An 18,178-nucleotide genomic window follows, 5' to 3' on the forward strand; every position below is an offset into this window, starting at 1 on the left:
TATTTTATGCACTTATGGTTATAAAATACAGTATATAGCTTTAGAATTGAGTAGATTTGTATTAAATAGATTTGTTCGCCCCAGACTAACACCTCATTACAATGCTAAAAAATCTTTGGTTTTCATATAGAAAGTGGTACATAAACTACCTTGGGTTACAAAATCACAAGCTTGAAACCGATAGATTGTCTTATTATAGAGATAACCTTTTCATATCTATATTTACACTAACCATTGTACTTGGAGCTATTTCTTACATCCCAAGTATTACTGCTGCGATTATTTTAGATAAATGGTTTGTGTTTTATGCAGATACTATTGCATTTGCTGTTTTATTGTTTGCTTTTTTTTATAAAAGTTTTAGTTTAAGTGTCAGAAAACAAGTATTTACTGTAACTTTTTTCTTGCTTTCTTTTGGACTGGTTTTAGATTTAGGTCTGGGAGGTAATGGCCCAATTTTACTGTTTATGCTTAGTGTTTTGGTTACATTGTATAGTAGTACTAAGTCTGGAGTTAATTCGGTTTTGTTAACAGCTCTGTTTTATTCTGTTGTCTTGCTGGTTAAGTATTTTAATATTGTTGAAATTACTTTTTTTCTAGAAGGACCTTTTGAAGGTCTAGTTATTGTTTTTACCAATAATGTTATTTTTAGTTTGCTTACAGTGTATTCTGTTTCTTTTTTAATTAAGCAACTACATAAAGCATTTGTTAAGGAAAATCAACTTCAAGAAATGCTTAAAAAAGAGCATGAGATTACTATTAATGCAAAAAATGAAGCTGAACGCTCAAATAAGCTTAAAACAGCCTTTTTAAGCAACATGAGTCATGAAATTAAAACACCAATGTATGGTATTGTTGGTAGTGCAAATTTATTGAAATCTAATACGTATTCTAATGAAGAGAATGATCAGTATTTCAGTATTATTGAAGATAATAGCAATTTGTTACTAAACATGTTTAATGATGTTTTAGAGATTTCAAAATTAGAAAGTGGTAATGTGGCTATCAATATTTCGAGCATTAATATTTACAAATTGATAGATGACCTTAGAAGTGAGTTTGCTAAGAAAGCTATGGAAAAAGATATCCAATTATCTGTAAATTTTAATTGTGACACTAACTATAGCCTAATGAGCGATGAAGAAAAGCTAAAGAAAACATTAAGCCATATTATCGACAATGCAATAAAGTTTTCAGGGCATAAGAGTAAAGTGATTATATATTGTAATTATTTAAATCCTAATGCAATTGAATTTGTAATAAAAGATAATGGTATAGGCATATCTAAAGATCAATTAAATCAAGTGCATTTGCCTTTTTTTATCACTGATTTAGATAATAAAGCAGGTATACATGGTACAGGGTTGGGGTTAGCTATAGCAAAAGCTTATATAGAAAATCTTGGAGGTCAACTACATGTTAAAAGTGAATTAGGTGAAGGAACTGAAGTGTCTTTTCAGTTAATGGATTATAATAAAAAAGCGCCTTGAAGAAACAAGGCGCTTGCTGAATATATATAGACGCTTAAAGCGGGATATTTTATACAATATATACGTGTCTAAATTGTATTTTGGATGTTTTAAAAGCTGAAATATGGAAAACTTAACAAAATATTTTGAAACCAATAAGGCAACTTGGAATGAAAAGACCAAGATTCATGTTGAAAGTGGAATGTATGATCTTGAAGCTTTTAAAAATGGAGCATCTTCACTTATGCCATATGAGTTAAAGGCTTTAGGTGATGTTAATGGAAAGTCTTTGTTGCATTTACAATGTCATTTTGGTCAAGATACTTTAAGTTGGAGCAGGCTAGGAGCTAATTGTGTAGGTGTCGATATAAGTGATGAAGGCATTGGTTTTGCTCAAAAGCTAAATGAAGAACTAGAGTTAGATGCCGATTTTGTGTGTTGTAATGTTTTAGAAACCTCTAAGTATGTTACTGATACCTTTGATATTGTTTTTACAAGCTATGGTGTTATTGGTTGGTTGCCAAATTTAGAGCCTTGGGGACAAATGATTGCTGACCGTTTAAATAAAGGAGGTGTTTTTTATATGGCTGAGTTTCATCCTATAGTTTGGATGTTTGATTATCTAGAAGGTAAACCTATTATGAAATATGGTTACATGCAAGACGAAGTAATCTATGAAGAGTATGAAGGTACTTACGCTAACACTGACTCAAAAATGATTAGTAAGGAATATGGTTGGAATCATGGGTTGAGTGAAGTAATCAATGCATTAACTAAAGCAGGATTACGAATAGATTATCTTAATGAGTATGACGAAAGTCCGTATAACGTACTACCAGATTTAGAACAAACCAAATCTGGTATGTATGCTACTAAGGATAAACTTTATCCTTTAATATTTGAGATAAAAGCAACTAAGGTTTAGTTGTCTTTGTTTATAATGTCTTTAGCTTCTTTTTTTACTAAGTAAGGACATGATCTTTTAAACTGCTCCAAACGTTTTCTAGATACATTTTGTATGTAAGCATTATTTGGATTGCGTTCTTCAAAATCTTGATGATAATCTTCAGCTTCCCAAAATTTTTGAAACGGCATTATTTCGGCAGCTATAACAGCATTTAATTTGGTTGCCCATTTAGCTTTTTGGGTTTCAGCTATTTGTTTTTGCTCGTTGTTTTGATAAAAAATAATAGAGCGATATTGCGAACCTCTATCAGGACCTTGACCATTAACTTGTGTTGGGTCTTGAGAGCTAAAATAGACTTCAACCAAATCAGAAAAACTTACAACCTTAGGGTCATAAATTACCTCAATACTTTCAGCATGACCTGTTCTACCAGTATTGCTAGATTGGTATGTTGGGTTATTAGTATGACCTCCTGAATATCCTGAGATTACTTCGTCTACACCAATAACACTTTGGTAAATAGCTTCAGCACACCAAAAGCAACCACTTGCAAAATAAGCTTTAGCTTTTCCGTCTTTTAAAGGAACTTCAACAGGTTCTAGAGTCATTAAAGCTTGTTGTTTTTTATTGGTTTGAGCAGTGTTTTGGCAACTAAATAAAAGGGTAATAACTAATATTGAAATGTAATTTTTCATAGGTAATTTTCTTTTTATAGTCGTATAAAGATAATTAACCTTAAAAATGAAGTGTGAAAATTTTATTAAATAAAAAACCCAGACGTTGAGGTCTGGGTTTAAATATGCATTTTTAAAATGGATTATAACTTAGCAAAAAGCTTTTCCATTTTTTCTTTTTGTTCTTCAGCTAAAGCTGCATCAACTAAGATACGACCACTGTGCTCATCAGTAATTACTTTTTTACGTGAAGCAATTTCTACTTGCACTTGAGGTGGAATAGTAAAGAAAGAACCACCAGATGCACCTCTTTCAATTGGTACAACAGCTAGTCCGTTTTTTACGTTATTACGTATTCTTAAATACGCTTTTACTAATCTTTCGTCAATTTGCTTTTGGTACTCTTCAGACTTTTTAATTAGAGCTTCTTCTTCTTTTTCAGTTTCAGCTAAAATAGCGTCTAGTTCACCTTTTTTGTGCTTTAAGTGTGTTTGACGGTCTTTAAGTTTGCTTTTAGTTTCAGAAATAATTTCTTTTTTCTGTTCTATTTGAACCTTAAATTCTTTAATGTGCTTTTCAGCCAATTGAATTTCAAGTTCTTGATATTCTATTTCTTTTGTAAGTGAGTTGTACTCTCTGTTGTTTCTTACATTTTTTTGCTGCTCGCTGTATTTTTTGATTAAGGCTTTAGCTTCTTCGATTAAATTCTTTTTAGCTTTGATGTCCTCATCAATCATTTCAAGATTAGAACCTAATTTTTCTAGTCTTGTATTTAAACCTTCCACTTCATCTTCAAGATCTCTAACTTCTAAAGGGAGTTCTCCACGCACATTTCTTATTTCGTCTACTCTCGAGTCGATTAATTGTAAGTCGTAAAGGGCTCTCAATCGATCTTCAACAGAAACTTCAACTTTTTTTGCCATAATTATAAATACTTTACCGGATTTGTATTTGTCATTGATAAAACGACTGCAAAATTAGTAATTTTTTTTGATAGATAGTCAGCTAAAAATGTTTTTGTGTGTTGTTCGCTCTCATAATGACCAATATCCATTAAGATTATTTGGTCTTCTGCAGCAAAAAAATCATGATATTTTAGATCTGCAGTTATTAAAACATCAGCATTTACTGACTTTGCAGCAGATATCGCAAAACTACCTGAGCCTCCAAGCACAGCAACTCTTTTAATGCCATCTTTTACGATTTTTGAATGACGAATTGCGGTAACATTCATTTTTTCTTTCACATAGTTGAAAAAATTAGCAGTTGGCATTTCTTTTTCAAGCTCTCCAACCATACCTATTCCTATGTTTTGGTTATAATTATCAAGAGTTGTTATTTCATATGCTACTTCTTCGTAAGGATGATTTTTAAACAAAGCAGTAACAATTTTTGATTCTAAATGTTTACTAAACGTTACCGAAATTTGAGTTTCTTCTTCAAAATGCAGCACGCCTTTTTCTCCTATAGTAGGGTTTGAAGATGCATTACCTTTATAAGTGCCAATGCCTTCGCTGTTAAAGCTACAATGATCATAATTACCAATAGCTCCTGCACCAGAATTAAATAAAGCAGTTCTTAGCGCTTCAGCATTGTTTTTAGGAACGTAGGTTGTAAGTTTTTTAATTGTGCCTTTTTGAGGGATAAGAATTTTTTTCGATTCAAGGTTTAACAGGTTACAAATAATGTCATTAACACCTTGTAGAGCATTGTCTAATGCAGTGTGGATAGAGAAAATAGCAATATTGTGCTTAATGGCTTTAATTACTACACGTTCAACATAAGTGTTGCCATTTAGTTTTTTTAAGCCTTTAAATATTATAGGATGAAAACTAACAATAAGGTTGCAGTTTTTTTCAATGGCTTCATCAACAACAGATTCTAGAGTGTCTAAAGTGACTAAAACACCAGTCAATGGTTCGTTTTTATCACCAACCAAAAGTCCAACATTGTCAAAATCTTCGGCATAGTTTAAAGGGGCTAGTTCTTCTAAATAATTAATTACATCTTTTATAAGCATAATGGCAGTAAAGTTTGTATCAAAGATAAAATATTATACTTTAGTTGCGATGAAGTTAATACGAAACATATTGTTGCCTGTTGTACCAATTTATTATTTGGTAACCTGGTTGCGAAATAAGTTTTACGATGCTGGGATTTTTAAATCCACATCTTATGATTTTCCTTTAATAGCAGTTGGTAACTTGAGTGTTGGAGGTACAGGAAAAACACCAATGATAGAATACTTAATTAGATTGCTAAAGTCTAATTATGAAGTGGCAACCTTGAGTAGAGGTTACGGAAGAACCACTAAAGGCTTTGTGCTAGCTGATAAAAATACTGATACAATGCGTATTGGAGATGAGCCTTTTCAGTTTTATTCAAAGTTTGAAACTATTAAAGTTGCAGTTGATGCTAATAGGAGAGAAGGTATTGTCAACTTAAGGGCTTTAACCCCTAAGCCAGATGTGATTTTATTGGATGATGCTTTTCAACATCGAAAAATAAAAGCTGGTTTTTATGTATTGCTAACATCTTACAATGCGTTGTATGTAGATGACTTTTTATTACCAACAGGAAATTTAAGAGAGTCAAAACAAGGAGCAAAACGAGCTAATGCAATAGTAGTTACCAAATGTCCATCGAGTTTATCTGAACAAGAAAAAAATGAGATTATAAAACGGTTGAAGCCAAATGCTAATCAAGATGTGTTTTTTAGTTCTATTGAGTATTCTAATACTGTTTATAGTCTAGCAGAAGAGCAACCTCTTGAGTTTTTTAAAGATAAAAAAATTACTTTGGTAACAGGTATTGCTAATGCGAACCCTCTGGTTGAGTATTTAAAATCAAAAGCATTAGACTTTAAGCATTTGAACTTTAAAGATCATCATTTGTTTTCGGAAAATGAGATTAATGCATTGAAAGAAGAACACATTATATTAACCACCGAAAAAGATTATATGAGACTTTCGCCTCATTTTAAAGGAGAAGGGAATCTCTACTACTTACCAATACAGGTAAGTATAGATGATAAATTGAGGTTTGATAGATTAATTAATAATTACATTGAAAGCTGTTAAATAGCCGTTGGACTTTGGTTTTGTACCAAGGCATTAAACAGTTTTCTTTCAAAATCTTCTTGTTTGAATGGTTTTGAAATAATATCATCAAAACCAGCTTCATCAAACTCGTGCATTTTGTCTTCTAAGGTCACAGCTGTTAAGGCAAAAATAGTAAGTTCCTTATCAAAGGTTCTTATTATTTTAGTGGCTTCTAAACCACTAATTCCAGGCATGTGGATGTCCATTAAAACTACATTGTAGCTTTCTTCTTTTACCTTTTCAACAGCTTCTTCGCCATTATCAACAACATCACAATAAAGATTCATTTTATTCAGAATTTTCTTTGTAATCATTTGGTTGATTTTGTTATCCTCAACCACTAAAATTTTAATGTTACTTAAGTCCAATTCGTTGATGTTTTTAGAAAAATTCTCTTTTTTAACTTTTACAGTTTCTTCAGTGTAGGCAAGTGGTATTTCAAAAAAGAATGTTGATCCTTTTCCTAATTCACTTTTTAAATAAATTTTACCTTTTAATATCTCAATAAGTCCTTTTACAATGGAAAGCCCTAGACCTGTACCACCATATTTTCTGTTGATTTGAATAGAGCCTTGTGAAAAGCTCTCAAACATATTTTCTTGCTTTTCTTTAGTAATTCCAATTCCGTTATCTTCAATTTCAAATCGTACATTAAAGACACCATTTTTTTCGTTGATCTTGTTAACTCTTACCCAAATGTCTCCATCTTTAGTAAACTTTATAGAGTTACCAATTAGGTTGATAAGGATTTGAGAAATCTTTAATTGATCAGCTTCAAACGTTGTTGGAAGGTCTTTATCATATTCATAATGCATTTGAATATTATTATCCAATGCCGAATTATTTAATGCAGAAATTACATTTTCAACTTTGCTTTTAAGATTGAAAACCTCAGGATCTAACTCAACTTTGTTAGCTTCAATTTTATTAATTTGAAGAATATCATTAATGAAGGTTAATAAATAGTCTCCCGAAAATTTAAGCGATTTTAAATGTGGTATCTGGTCTGGTTTTGGGTTTTCATCCAATAACATGTTTGTAAGACCAGTTACAGCATATAAAGGTGTTCTCAACTCATGAGTTACGGTTGATAAAAAGTTTGCTTTGGTTTTTGAGGCTAACTCAGCTTTTTCTTTTGCGATTACCAACTCATCATTCTTCTTATGCAGCATATTGTTGGTTTTTAGCCTTATGTTGTTGTTTTTGTATAAAGATAGAGTAAGTAAAGAAAGGATAGTAATTAAAGCAATACTCAATATAGTTGTGATTTTTGTAAGATTACTTTCTTGATCTTTTTCTTTTACTTGAGCTTTTAGCTGTTGGTTTTCAGCGTCTTTGTATTCATTTATAAATTGTGCTCTTTTTTCAGGAGAAAGATTTTCTCTTTTAATATCTAAAATAGAGTCAGATAGCCTAATATGTTTTTTAAGGAATTCATTAGCAAGCTTATAATTACTGCTTTTTTGGTAAATATCGCTTAGTGTTAAATAGCTTTCGTTAATGCTTTCAACAATATTGTTGTCTTTTGCAATGTCCAAACCTTCTTTGGTCATTGAAAGCGCTAAGTTGTTGTTTCCAAGCTCTTGTAGTACTTTTCCGCTGTTTATTAAAGCACTACTTAAAATACTATTTTGCTTATACTTTTTTGAAAGTATTATAGACTTTTCAAGTAATGATTTTGCGGTTTTATAATCTTCTAGTTTTATGTAAACTTTAGCTTCATTCAGGCATACTTCAGAAATGTATTCTTCCATATCCTCTTCTTCAAACTTAGTTTTAGCTGAATTAAAATAACCTAAAGCAGTAGTATAATCTTTTAAGTTATAGTTAATAATTCCCCAAACATTATAGGTGGTTGCTAAATTGGCGTAGTCATCAATGCTTCGTTGAATTTCTGCCGACTTTGATAATGATAATAGTGCGTTTTCAGGTTCGTCAACAGTAAATTGTAATCTGGCAATTTTGGTATGAATAATACCTTCACTTTTTTTATCACCTAATTTTACTGAGATTTCTAGCGCTTTTTCGAGGTTATCTTTGGCGCTATAGTAGTTACCTCTTTCGCTATCAAAAGATGCTTGGGTAATATGATTTTCTAAACGCAATTCTAAAATATCAGCATCATCTACAGCGTTTTGCGATGATAATTGAGTAGAAAAGCAAACTAAAAAAATAACTATGTAGTACTTAATTTGGGACATATTTAGACCACTTTAATTGAACAAATATAATTATTTATTCGATAAAAGTTATGATTTATCCGATAAATTGCAAATTAAATCTAAAATTCTTGAAGAATAACCAGTTTCATTGTCGTACCAACCAATAATTTTAACCATATTTCCAATTACTGAAGTCATTTGAGAATCGAAGATGCATGAATGCGTATTTCCTACAATATCAATGGATACAATAGGATCTTCAGTGTACTCCAAAATGCCTTTTAAGTAGGTTTCAGAAGCAGATTTGAAAGCAGCGTTTACGGCTTCTATTGAAGTGCTTTTTTTAACATTGAAGGTAATATCGGTTAAAGAGCCATTTGCAACAGGAACTCTAATACCACAACCTCCAATAACATCAGCCAAATCAGGGAAAATTTTGGTTAAAGCTTTTGCAGCACCTGTAGTTGTTGGTACTATTGACTGTCCTGCAGCTCTTGCTCTTCGTAGGTCTCTATGAGGTTGGTCGTGTAAACTTTGATCGGTTGTGTAAGAATGTACTGTAGTAATGTAAGCTTGATTGATACCACAAAGTTCATTAATAATTTGAATCATTGGAGCTGCATTGTTTGTGGTACATGAGGCGTTGGAAAGTATAACTTCTTGTTGATCAACAATGCTGTCATTAACACCTAAAACTACAGTTTTTATGTCATCTTCATTTGGTGGAACTGAAAGAATTACACGTTCTGCTCCATTTTTAATATGATATTCAAGTGTGTTTTTATCCTTAAATTTTCCTGTAGCTTCAATTACAAAATTGACATTGTAAGGACTCCAATTAATATCTTTAGGGTTGTTTTTATTTAGTAAAGGAATGGTTTTGCCATCAACTATAATGTTATTTTCATCATGAGAAATTTCTTTGTTGAAAATACCATGAATACTATCGTACTTAAGTAAGTGGCTTAGCGTTTTAGTATCAGCAAGATCATTGATAGCGACAACTTCAATGTTTTTGTAGTTTTGAATAAGCCTAAAAACACGTCTGCCTATTCTTCCAAAGCCATTAATAGCAACCCTTGTCATTTTAGTTGATGTGTTTTTGCGCTTTGTAAGACGATCTAACTAATGCGCTACTTTCTACATGACGGAAACCTAAACCAAGTCCTATTTCTTCGTATTCTTTAAATTGGTCAGGAGTAATAAATTGCTTAACAGGTAAATGTTTTTTGCTTGGTTGTAAGTATTGACCTATTGTTACTACATCAACATCATTTTCCTTTAGGTCATGAAGCGTTTCAATAACTTCTTCTCTGGTTTCACCAAGTCCTAGCATAATACCAGACTTTGTTCTGCGTTGTCCTTGAGCTTTTAAATATTTTAAAACACCTAAGCTTCTATCGTATTTTGCTTGAATACGAACTTCTCTTGTTAAGCGTCTCACAGTTTCAATATTGTGCGAAACAACTTCAGGTGCTACATCTATAATTCTGTCAATATGTTGTTCAATACCTTGAAAATCTGGAATAAGTGTTTCCATTGTGGTATTAGGGTTCATTCTACGGACTGCTTTTACAGTTTCAGCCCACATAATGCTTCCCATATCTTTTATATCATCTCTATCAACACTAGTCAATACAGCATGTTTAATATTCATTATTTTTATTGAACGTGCTACTTTTTCAGGTTCGTCCCAATCAAGTGTTTCTGGTCGTCCAGTTTTAACACCGCAAAATCCACATGAACGTGTGCAAATATTACCAAGAATCATAAAAGTTGCAGTTCCTTCTCCCCAACATTCACCCATGTTAGGGCAACTTCCTGAGGTACAAATTGTGTTTAATTTGTACTTGTCAACAAGACCTCTTAGTTCAGTATATTTTTTACCTGTAGGTAATTTTACACGAAGCCATTTTGGTTTTGGTTGTCTTTCAGTTGAAGTATTTGTAGCAGTTTCTGTATTCATTTGTTGTCAATTGCAGATGCAAAGATACAAAGTATAATCTTAAAATGATGTTATAATGTAGTGAGATACCAAATGCTGAATGCAAATAAAAATAGAATTCCTAACCAGCTTAAAATATGCATTGTAATAGATGGTCTCCACTCTTTTGGTGTGTTTTTGCTACTAATGAGTTTGTAGTTTATTATAGCGTAAAAAGGAGCTGTTAAAAAAGATAATATTGTTGCTACTTTAACAAGTAAAACCATTTCTGAAGCTAGCAGAAAAAAGATGCAAATAGTTCCTGTAGTTAATAGTAAAATCCAAAACAAATAACCTTTCTTTAATGAGTTTTTAAACAATAGCTGAGACGCCCTATCCATTGCTCTTGGTGAAGCATCTAATGTAGTTAAAGTTGTACTGAACATGGTGGTAAAAGCTGCAATTGCAATAATAATATAAGACCAATTGCCAAGGTTTTGTGTGTATAATTTTACCAATTGATTACAAAAAATATAGGATTTACTGCTAAAGGTTTCACCAGATTGAAACATTACCAAAGCTCCTAATGCTATAAAACCTAAACCAATAATAATGGCAGCAGCGTAACCAACATTAAAATCGGTAAGTGATGATTTTACAGTAAGGTCTTTAGTTTCTTTTTGTTTTTCTATTGCCCAAAGCGAATGCCATATTGAAATGTCTAAAGGTGCAGGCATCCAACCCATAAATGCAATTAAAAAACCAACTTCAATGCTGCCTTTTGGTAAAATCTGCGAGAATGAAACACTATGTTCATTGTTAATTAATGCAATTACAACAGCTACAATAGTGCTTATAGTAAGTGTAACAACAATAACTTTCATTAATTTGTCAAGGAAGTTATAACGACCTTTTATTAAAATGCCTAAGCAAATAACTAAAATGATAATACTCCATACTTCAACAGTAATAAAATCTCCAAAAAGCGTAGAAGCTAAACCAGCAGTTACAATAGTTACAGCAGCTTGAATGGTAAACATTGTTGCAAATGTGAGTAAGAAATAGATGATGAGAACACCTTTGCCTAGTTTTTTGTAACCGTCTAAAAGGCTTTCACCTGTAGCCATTGCATAACGAGGACCAAACTGAAAAAAAGGATATTTAAATAGATGTACAATTAATAAAGCCCAAACTAACCCAAAGCCAAAATCGGCTCCAGCTCTTGTAGATTGTACTAAATGAGAAACACCTATTGCTGCTCCAGCAAACAATAAGCCAGGACCTAGGGTTTTTAAATTAAATCGCATTACTTTTTAGTAATAATTTCAGCTAATAACTTTTTTGCTCTTAAGAGTTTTACTTTAACATTATTAATTGGTTCCTCAAGTTGTTCAGAAATTTCTTTGTAACTCAATTCTTGAAAATACCTAAGGTTAATAACTTCTTGGTAATGAGGCTTTAGTTTTTTTATGTCGCGAAGTAGCTTTGCTAAATTTTGTTCGGTAATTAATTTATCTTCAGGAGAAGGAGACTCATCAATAATACCATAATATTCGTTTTCAACATCGCTATTTACAGTGTTTGAAATTGATGATTTTCGTTTTCGAATTAAATCTATATGAATGTTTTTTGAAATGGTAATTAACCAAGTTTTAAAAACATACTTATCATCATAAGTGTGAATTTTATCAAAAGCTTTTGAGAATGTTTGAATGCTAATGTCCTCAGCATCATTTTCGTTTTCGGTTCTTTTTAATTGAAAACCATAAACGTCATTCCAAAATTTATCCAATAAAAAGTTAAACGCCATTTGGTCATTTAGCTTAGCTTTTTCAATGGCTTCTTTTACTTCCAATGGTTAGGTTTTGATTTCAGATTTTTTATAAATATAAAGAATTGTACAACAATTAAAAACAATTCTAGAATAGGGAGTAGAGGGAGTAAATCTTTTTCGTCTAGCTTTTTGGCGTTACTACCCATTATAGCGTAAAAAAAGATAAGCCTAAAAGTAATCAATGATACTACTATTTGCCATTTAAACATAAAGCTTAAGAGTGCAATTGCTAAAATCCAAAACAAGAATTGTGAACAGTAAAACAGTGTCAATAAAACTTTATGTTTTGTTTTATAACGATTAGCAGTACTTATATGTCTTCTTTTTTGAAGAATCCAATCTTTAAAGGTTGTTTTAGGTTTGGAAATAGTAAAACTGTTTTTTGATACACAAATTGTAGTGTTTTTTGAATTTCCAATTTCGTTTACAAATAAATCGTCGTCACCAGAGTTTAAATCAATATGATTCATAAAACCTCTGGCTTCATAAAACGTTTCGCTTCTGTAAGCTAAGTTTCTGCCAACAGCCATGTAAGGCAACCCTATTTTTGTGTAAGAAAGGTATTGAGTTGCGGTTAAAAGAGTTTCAAACCGTATTAACTTATTTAAAAACGAACCTTTAATTTTCTGGTAAGCACCATAACCAATTACAATAGATTTTGTATTAGAAAAATGACTGCTCATTTCACTAATCCAATGCTTTGATGTAGGCTTGCAATCAGCATCAGTAAATAACAAAAAGTTATTTTTTGCAGCTTTAATACCTAATGTAAGCGCATATTTTTTGTTTCCCCAAAAGGCTTCAATGTTTTTTACGTTTACAATTTTAATAGTGTTAAATTGACTTTTGAAGTGTTCCATTACTTCTAAAGTATCGTCTTTTGAGCTGTCGTTTATGAGTACAACTTCAAAGTTTGGATAGTCTTGATTTAGAATAGATGGAAGGAATTCCTTTAGGTTTTCAGCCTCATTTTTGGCACAAATAATGACTGAAATAGGACTATTCTTTGGTTTCTGTTCTTGAGGTTTTGAGAACGAAAACCTTCCAAATAAAATAATATAAAAAAATGCTTGAATAGCTGTAACTAATATAAATATATAGAACAGTATTTCTAGTATAAGCATTAAGGTTTATGAGTGTTGAGGTTCATTACAATTCTTGAACTGATCAGGCGTTTTTCCGCAAAAACCACAAGCTTCTCCACTTTTGTTTAGCATAGGGTTTTGACTAGCACATGTACCAGCAAATTCCCCATCTTTTTTTGCCCAAAGTTTTATAGCAATTCCAGCAATTCCTAAGCCTAAAAGAATTAATGTAATAAGTAAGAGTTTCATTGTAAAAATTTTTACAAAGATACTATTTTAATATAGAATGATGAAAGGGTTTTAATAAGCTTTTAACGGATTGTAAAGTGCTCATTTTGTGACTTATTAACAAAATTAGTGTCGTAAGCATAAATAGAATTACATTTATTTATCTAACTAATAAAATTTTTTAATCATGAAAAAATTATTCGCAGAGTTCTTCGGAACTTTTTGGCTTGTATTTGGTGGTTGCGGAAGTGCAATTTTTGCAGCTGCTTATCCTGATTTAGGTATTGGGTTTGTTGGAGTAGCATTGGCTTTTGGTTTAACAGTGCTAACAATGGCTTATGCTGTTGGTCATATTTCAGGAGCGCATTTTAATCCTGCAGTTTCGTTAGGGTTATGGGCAGGAGGAAAGTTTCCGGCTAAAGATGTGTTGGGTTACATTATAGCTCAATTAATTGGTGCAATTGCAGCTGCAGGAGTGTTGTGTCTTATTGTAACAGGAAAATCAGATTTTGTGGACATTGGAGGTTTTGCTGCTAATGGTTATGGAGAGTTGTCTCCTGGAGGGTTTAGTATGACTTCTGTTTTAATTACCGAGTTTGTGTTAACAATGTTCTTTTTACTGATTATTTTAGGAAGTACCTACGTGAAAGCACCTGAAGGTTTTGCAGGAATTGCTATTGGTTTAGCTTTAACTTTAATTCATTTAATAAGTATTCCAATTTCTAATACATCAGTAAATCCTGCTAGGTCTACAAGTCAAGCATTATTTGCTGGAGGAGAATTTACCTCTCAGTTATGGTTGTTTTGGTTAGCTCCAATTGCTGGTGCTATTATTGCTGGGTTAATTCATAAGGCATTATTCTCAAAAGAATAAGTTTTATAGAGATGATTGAATAAAAAAACCACCTGAATTCAGGTGGTTTTTAGTTTTATTAATGTGAAATTAACTAGTTGTTTTTTAAAGCAATTTCTGCTACAGCATTTTCTGCACTAGCACTGTTTTGGTTTCCTTTAGGCTCTATAGTTATACTTAAGCCTAAAGCATCTTCCATATAAGGTATTTGTTTTAATTTTCTATTAGCAACGTCCAAAATACCAAGGTTTACCATCTTGTCTTGTAACTCAGCCCAAATTTGATAGGTTTGGTTTTCAGGTAATTTTGGTAAAGACACTACGTCAATCATTGATGTTTTTTCTTTTGCATTAATGTAGGCAACGGTTTTAAGGTCTTTAGCTCTTTCATTACCTCTTAATACATATTTTTCAGTATCAGGATTGTTAAGTTCCATAAACTGGCGCATAACATCATCTAACTTACTGTTGTTTTTTTCTATGTCGCTTCTTAAATCAAAAATCTCGTCTACAACTACTTGGTTTTCTTTTAATAAAGATTGATTTTGAAGGTATAACATTGTAGCTGCTCCAGCAAAAATAAATGCAGCAATACTTGCAGCAATACTGTATTTGTACCAAGGCGTTTTAGACTTTACCTTTTTTGGTTCTAAAGAAATTACAGGTTTTTCGTCAATGGCTTCATGAATTGAATCTAAAATAAACATAGGAGCTTCAACAGCATTAGCCTTAGCAAGAATTTCTAGGTTGTCTTGCAGTTTCATGTACTCTTCTTCTGCTTCAGGATAAGTAGAAATGTAGTGTTCTACTTCCGTTATTTCAGAAGGAGTTGCTGTGCCTAATATGTACTTATCTATTAGACCAGATTGTAAAAAAGAATGTAGTTTTGTTTCCATTTCAATACTTTTTAATGGACATAGAGCTTTTTTAATTCTCGTAATCCAATTTTTAATCTAGACTTTACAGTACCTAACGGAATATCTAATTCATCACTGGCTTCTTGTTGCGTCATGCCCTCAAAAAACAGGGCTTTCAAGATAATTTGATACTTTTCGTCTAGTCTTGCAACATGCTCTTTTAAATCGATAACATCTTGATTTAAAGTTGCTGTTGGTAGAATATATACGTTTGATTTGTCGATTTGGACTTCTTTTTCAAATCTATTATTAAAACTTCTTAATTTATCTATTGCAGTGTTTCTTGCAATTCGGTATAACCAAGTAAATAATTTAGCCTTTTTAGAGTCGTATTTTTTAGCGTTTTTCCAAACTTTTACAAAGGTTTCTTGTAGTGCATCTTGAGCTATTTCTTCGTTTATTGTTACTTTTAAAATAACACCATAAAGACTGTCAGCATAATTTTCATACAGTAAATTAATTGCCGCTTTGTCTCCTTTCTCAAGGAGATTAACAATGGTTTGCTCAATCGACGTGCTCAAAATTTTTTAAAATTTTAGTGTTAATTTAAAAAAAATGTACCTTAAAAAAATCCAAAGTACCTTTTTAAACGTATATAAATAAAGGTAGTAAAATTACTAAAATTACTACATAGTTGATAGATTGATTACAAATTAAATACTATAGAGTACTATTTTCTTAGTAAGAAATTGATTAATAGCTTTTTTCAAAAAATATTCTATAGCACGTTAAAGCCTCTGATTTAGAGGCTTTTTTTATTAGATGATATTGACTTCGGTTTCGATATCAATATTAAATATTCGTTTTATGGTATGCTGAATTAATTTAGCGAGTTTTAAAATGTCGCTTCCTTTAGCGTTGCCGTAATTAACCAAAACTAAAGCTTGTTTTTTATGAACTCCATAATCTCCAAAGGTTTTTCCTTTAAATCCAACTTTTTCTATTAACCAACCAGCAGGTACTTTAACTAATTTATCAGAAACTGTATAACTTGGTATTTCAGGAAAATTAGCTTGTAATTCATTAAAATGATCAGAGGAAATTACAGGATTTTTAAAGAAGCTTCCGCTATTACCTATTTCTTTTGGATCAGGCAATTTGCTTTGGCGAATAGCAATAACTGCTTTTGAAATATCTTGAATAGTAGGATGGCTTACTTTCATGTCTTCGAGTTGACTAATAATAGCTCCATAACCAGTATTTAACTTATGCTCTTTTTTGGTAAGTTTTAAGTTAACACTTGTAATAATGTATTTTCCTTTAGCGTCTTGCTTGAAGATTGACTCTCTATACCCAAACTTACAATCTTGTTTGTTGAATGTTTTTGTGTGTTGTGTAGCAATTTCCATTACCTCACAGCTTTCAAAAACATCTTTTAACTCAACACCATAAGCACCAATATTTTGAATTGGAGCAGTTCCAATATTACCAGGAATTAAAGATAGGTTTTCAACTCCACCTAAACTATGCTCAAGACACCACAATACAAATTTGTGCCAATTTTCGCCAGCATAAGCTTTAACAATAGCATAGTTCTCATCTTCAGAAATTATTTCAATTCCTTTAAGATTCACATGAATTACTAGCGCATCAATATCTTTAGTAAGTAGCATGTTACTACCACCACCTAATATGAATTTTTCTGGATACTCATTTGAAGCCAAAATACTTGTAAGTTCAGCTAATGAGTTTACTGATGTAAAGTATTTTGCTTTAGCATCAATACCAAATGTGTTATAGGTTTTTAAAGATTTTTGTTGCTCTATCAAGATTTAGTCTTTGTAAACTTTTAGTGCTTCGTTTAAAATATTAACAGCTTTTATAAGGCTATTTTCATTAAGTACGTAAGCTATTCTAATTTGGTTTAAACCAACTCCAGGAGTAGAATAAAATCCAGCAGCAGGAGCAACCATTACAGTTTCTTTGTCAATATCAAATTTTTCTAACAACCACTTAGCAAAATTATCAGCACTTTTTACTGGTAATTCAGCAATACAATAAAATGCTCCTTTTGGTTTAGCTACTTTTACACCATCAATCTTTTCTAATTCAGAGATAAGCGTATTTCTTCTAGATACATAATCATTTATAACACCATCAAAATAGCTTTGAGGAGTGGATAAAGCTGCTTCACTAGCAATTTGTGCTAAAGTTGGCGGACTAAGTCTAGCCTGAGCAAATTTAAGAGCAGTTTTAATAAACGATTTGTTTTTTGATACCAAGTACCCAATTCTTGCGCCACACATGCTGTAACGTTTTGAAACAGAATCAATCATTATCGCGTTTTCTGCAATACTTTCTTCTTGCATGATGGAGTAAAACTCGTTACCATCGTAAACAAACTCACGGTAAACTTCATCTGCAATTAAAAACAAATCGTGCTTTTTTACTATTTGAGCTAGTTTTTTTATTTCCTCTTTAGAATACAAATAACCTGTTGGGTTTCCTGGATTACAAATAAGAATTGCTTTTGTTTTAGGCGTAATTAGTTTCTCAAACTCTTCAATAGCAGGTAATGCAAAGTTGTCTTCAATTTTGGAAATTACAGGAACAACCTTAATGTCAGAAGCAGTTGAAAACCCATTGTAATTTGCATAAAAAGGCTCAGGAATAATAATTTCATCGTCAGAGTCCATTATGCTACCAAAAGCAAATAACAACGCTTCGCTTCCTCCAGTAGTAACTATGATATCATCATGTTCAACTTGAATATTGTTTTTATGGTAATATTCAGCAATTTTTTTTCTGTAGGCTTCAGATCCTTCAGATCTTGTGTAAGCAAGTATGTCTAAAGAATGCACTTTTACAGCATCTAGAGCCACTTCAGGAGTTTTAATATCTGGTTGCCCTATGTTTAAATGATAAACAGTTTTACCATCTTTATAAGCTTGTTCAGCGTAAGGCACTAATTTTCTTATTGGAGATTCAGGCATTAATTGCCCTTTTTTAGAAATTGTCGGCATTTTTTTGATTTAAAACGCAAAGTTCTGAAAATTATCTTAAAGTTTTTTTAAAAAACACACCT

General features: G+C 31.7%; 18 protein-coding genes. 4 read left to right on the top strand and 14 right to left on the bottom strand.

Annotated features, from left to right (window positions below; genetic code table 11):
• The first annotated feature begins 101 nt into the window (after positions 1–101).
• Positions 102–1,490: a sensor histidine kinase gene (locus ABD011_RS04805; RefSeq protein ID WP_343796214.1), complete on the top strand. Its 1,389-nt coding sequence runs from the start codon at positions 102–104 to the stop codon at positions 1,488–1,490.
• 103 nt (positions 1,491–1,593) lie between these two features.
• The gene (locus ABD011_RS04810) at positions 1,594–2,394 is read left to right on the top strand and encodes a class I SAM-dependent methyltransferase (RefSeq protein WP_343796216.1); all 801 of its coding nucleotides are present in this window, start codon (positions 1,594–1,596) and stop codon (positions 2,392–2,394) included.
• Here the strand turns inward: ABD011_RS04810 and msrA are convergent.
• The 3 genes from msrA to ABD011_RS04825 form a co-directional block, all read right to left on the bottom strand.
• Complete coding sequence (gene msrA / locus ABD011_RS04815) at positions 2,391–3,071, bottom strand: peptide-methionine (S)-S-oxide reductase MsrA (RefSeq protein ID WP_343796218.1); 681 nt, start codon at positions 3,069–3,071, stop codon at positions 2,391–2,393. The genes ABD011_RS04810 and msrA overlap by 4 nt on opposite strands.
• Positions 3,072–3,193: 122 nt before the next feature.
• Entirely contained in the window at positions 3,194–3,973 is a 780-nt protein-coding gene (locus ABD011_RS04820; protein WP_129759228.1) for a zinc ribbon domain-containing protein, read from the bottom strand.
• A 2-nt stretch (positions 3,974–3,975) separates the two neighbouring features.
• Complete coding sequence (locus ABD011_RS04825; RefSeq protein ID WP_343796221.1) at positions 3,976–5,070, bottom strand: Nif3-like dinuclear metal center hexameric protein; 1,095 nt, start codon at positions 5,068–5,070, stop codon at positions 3,976–3,978.
• Positions 5,071–5,119: 49 nt separating this feature from the next.
• Between ABD011_RS04825 and lpxK the strand changes: the two genes are divergently transcribed.
• Positions 5,120–6,130 (top strand): tetraacyldisaccharide 4'-kinase, encoded by a 1,011-nt coding sequence (lpxK, locus tag ABD011_RS04830; RefSeq protein ID WP_343796223.1) that lies wholly within the window; start codon positions 5,120–5,122, stop codon positions 6,128–6,130.
• Here the strand turns inward: lpxK and ABD011_RS04835 are convergent.
• From ABD011_RS04835 to ABD011_RS04865, 7 genes are read right to left on the bottom strand one after another with little or no spacing between them, the layout of a single operon-like run.
• Positions 6,127–8,352, bottom strand: a complete 2,226-nt coding sequence (locus ABD011_RS04835; RefSeq protein ID WP_131505918.1) for an ATP-binding response regulator — start codon at positions 8,350–8,352, stop codon at positions 6,127–6,129. The genes lpxK and ABD011_RS04835 overlap by 4 nt on opposite strands.
• 48 nt (positions 8,353–8,400) lie before the next feature.
• On the bottom strand, positions 8,401–9,399 hold the full coding sequence (gap, locus tag ABD011_RS04840; protein ID WP_343796226.1) for a type I glyceraldehyde-3-phosphate dehydrogenase: 999 nt from the start codon (positions 9,397–9,399) through the stop codon (positions 8,401–8,403).
• A 1-nt stretch (position 9,400) separates the two neighbouring features.
• Positions 9,401–10,279 carry a lipoyl synthase gene (gene lipA / locus ABD011_RS04845; RefSeq protein ID WP_129759223.1) on the bottom strand — a complete coding sequence of 293 codons (879 nt, stop codon included), beginning with the start codon at positions 10,277–10,279 and terminating at the stop codon, positions 9,401–9,403.
• A 50-nt stretch (positions 10,280–10,329) separates the two neighbouring features.
• Positions 10,330–11,544, bottom strand: coding sequence for an Nramp family divalent metal transporter (locus ABD011_RS04850; RefSeq protein WP_343796228.1), 1,215 nt, complete (start codon positions 11,542–11,544; stop codon positions 10,330–10,332).
• Positions 11,544–12,092 (bottom strand): RNA polymerase sigma factor, encoded by a 549-nt coding sequence (locus ABD011_RS04855; protein ID WP_131505915.1) that lies wholly within the window; start codon positions 12,090–12,092, stop codon positions 11,544–11,546. Before ABD011_RS04855 ends, ABD011_RS04850 begins: the two co-directional genes overlap by 1 nt.
• Entirely contained in the window at positions 12,083–13,195 is a 1,113-nt protein-coding gene (locus ABD011_RS04860; protein WP_343796231.1) for a glycosyltransferase, read from the bottom strand. Before ABD011_RS04860 ends, ABD011_RS04855 begins: the two co-directional genes overlap by 10 nt.
• Before the next feature lie 6 nt (positions 13,196–13,201).
• Entirely contained in the window at positions 13,202–13,405 is a 204-nt protein-coding gene (locus ABD011_RS04865) for a membrane or secreted protein (RefSeq protein WP_131505914.1), read from the bottom strand.
• A gap of 166 nt (positions 13,406–13,571) precedes the next feature.
• Here ABD011_RS04865 and aqpZ point away from each other — a divergent pair, with 166 nt between their 5' ends.
• Positions 13,572–14,258 (top strand): aquaporin Z, encoded by a 687-nt coding sequence (gene aqpZ, locus ABD011_RS04870; RefSeq protein WP_343796233.1) that lies wholly within the window; start codon positions 13,572–13,574, stop codon positions 14,256–14,258.
• A 73-nt stretch (positions 14,259–14,331) separates the two neighbouring features.
• On the opposite strand, the gene ABD011_RS04875 is transcribed toward aqpZ, so the two are convergent.
• The 4 genes from ABD011_RS04875 to ABD011_RS04890 all read right to left on the bottom strand — a co-directional run bounded on the left by ABD011_RS04875 (position 14,332) and on the right by ABD011_RS04890 (position 18,116).
• Positions 14,332–15,132: an anti-sigma factor domain-containing protein gene (locus tag ABD011_RS04875; RefSeq protein WP_343796235.1), complete on the bottom strand. Its 801-nt coding sequence runs from the start codon at positions 15,130–15,132 to the stop codon at positions 14,332–14,334.
• A gap of 11 nt (positions 15,133–15,143) precedes the next feature.
• Positions 15,144–15,674 (bottom strand): RNA polymerase sigma factor, encoded by a 531-nt coding sequence (locus ABD011_RS04880; RefSeq protein ID WP_129759218.1) that lies wholly within the window; start codon positions 15,672–15,674, stop codon positions 15,144–15,146.
• Positions 15,675–15,911: 237 nt separating this feature from the next.
• Positions 15,912–16,925 (bottom strand): UDP-N-acetylmuramate dehydrogenase, encoded by a 1,014-nt coding sequence (murB, locus tag ABD011_RS04885; protein WP_343796788.1) that lies wholly within the window; start codon positions 16,923–16,925, stop codon positions 15,912–15,914.
• On the bottom strand, positions 16,926–18,116 hold the full coding sequence (locus tag ABD011_RS04890; RefSeq protein WP_343796237.1) for a pyridoxal phosphate-dependent aminotransferase: 1,191 nt from the start codon (positions 18,114–18,116) through the stop codon (positions 16,926–16,928).
• Positions 18,117–18,178 lie beyond the last annotated feature (62 nt).

It is taken from the genome of Gaetbulibacter jejuensis, assembly GCF_039524015.1.
GTDB lineage: Bacteria > Bacteroidota > Bacteroidia > Flavobacteriales > Flavobacteriaceae > Gaetbulibacter_B > Gaetbulibacter_B jejuensis.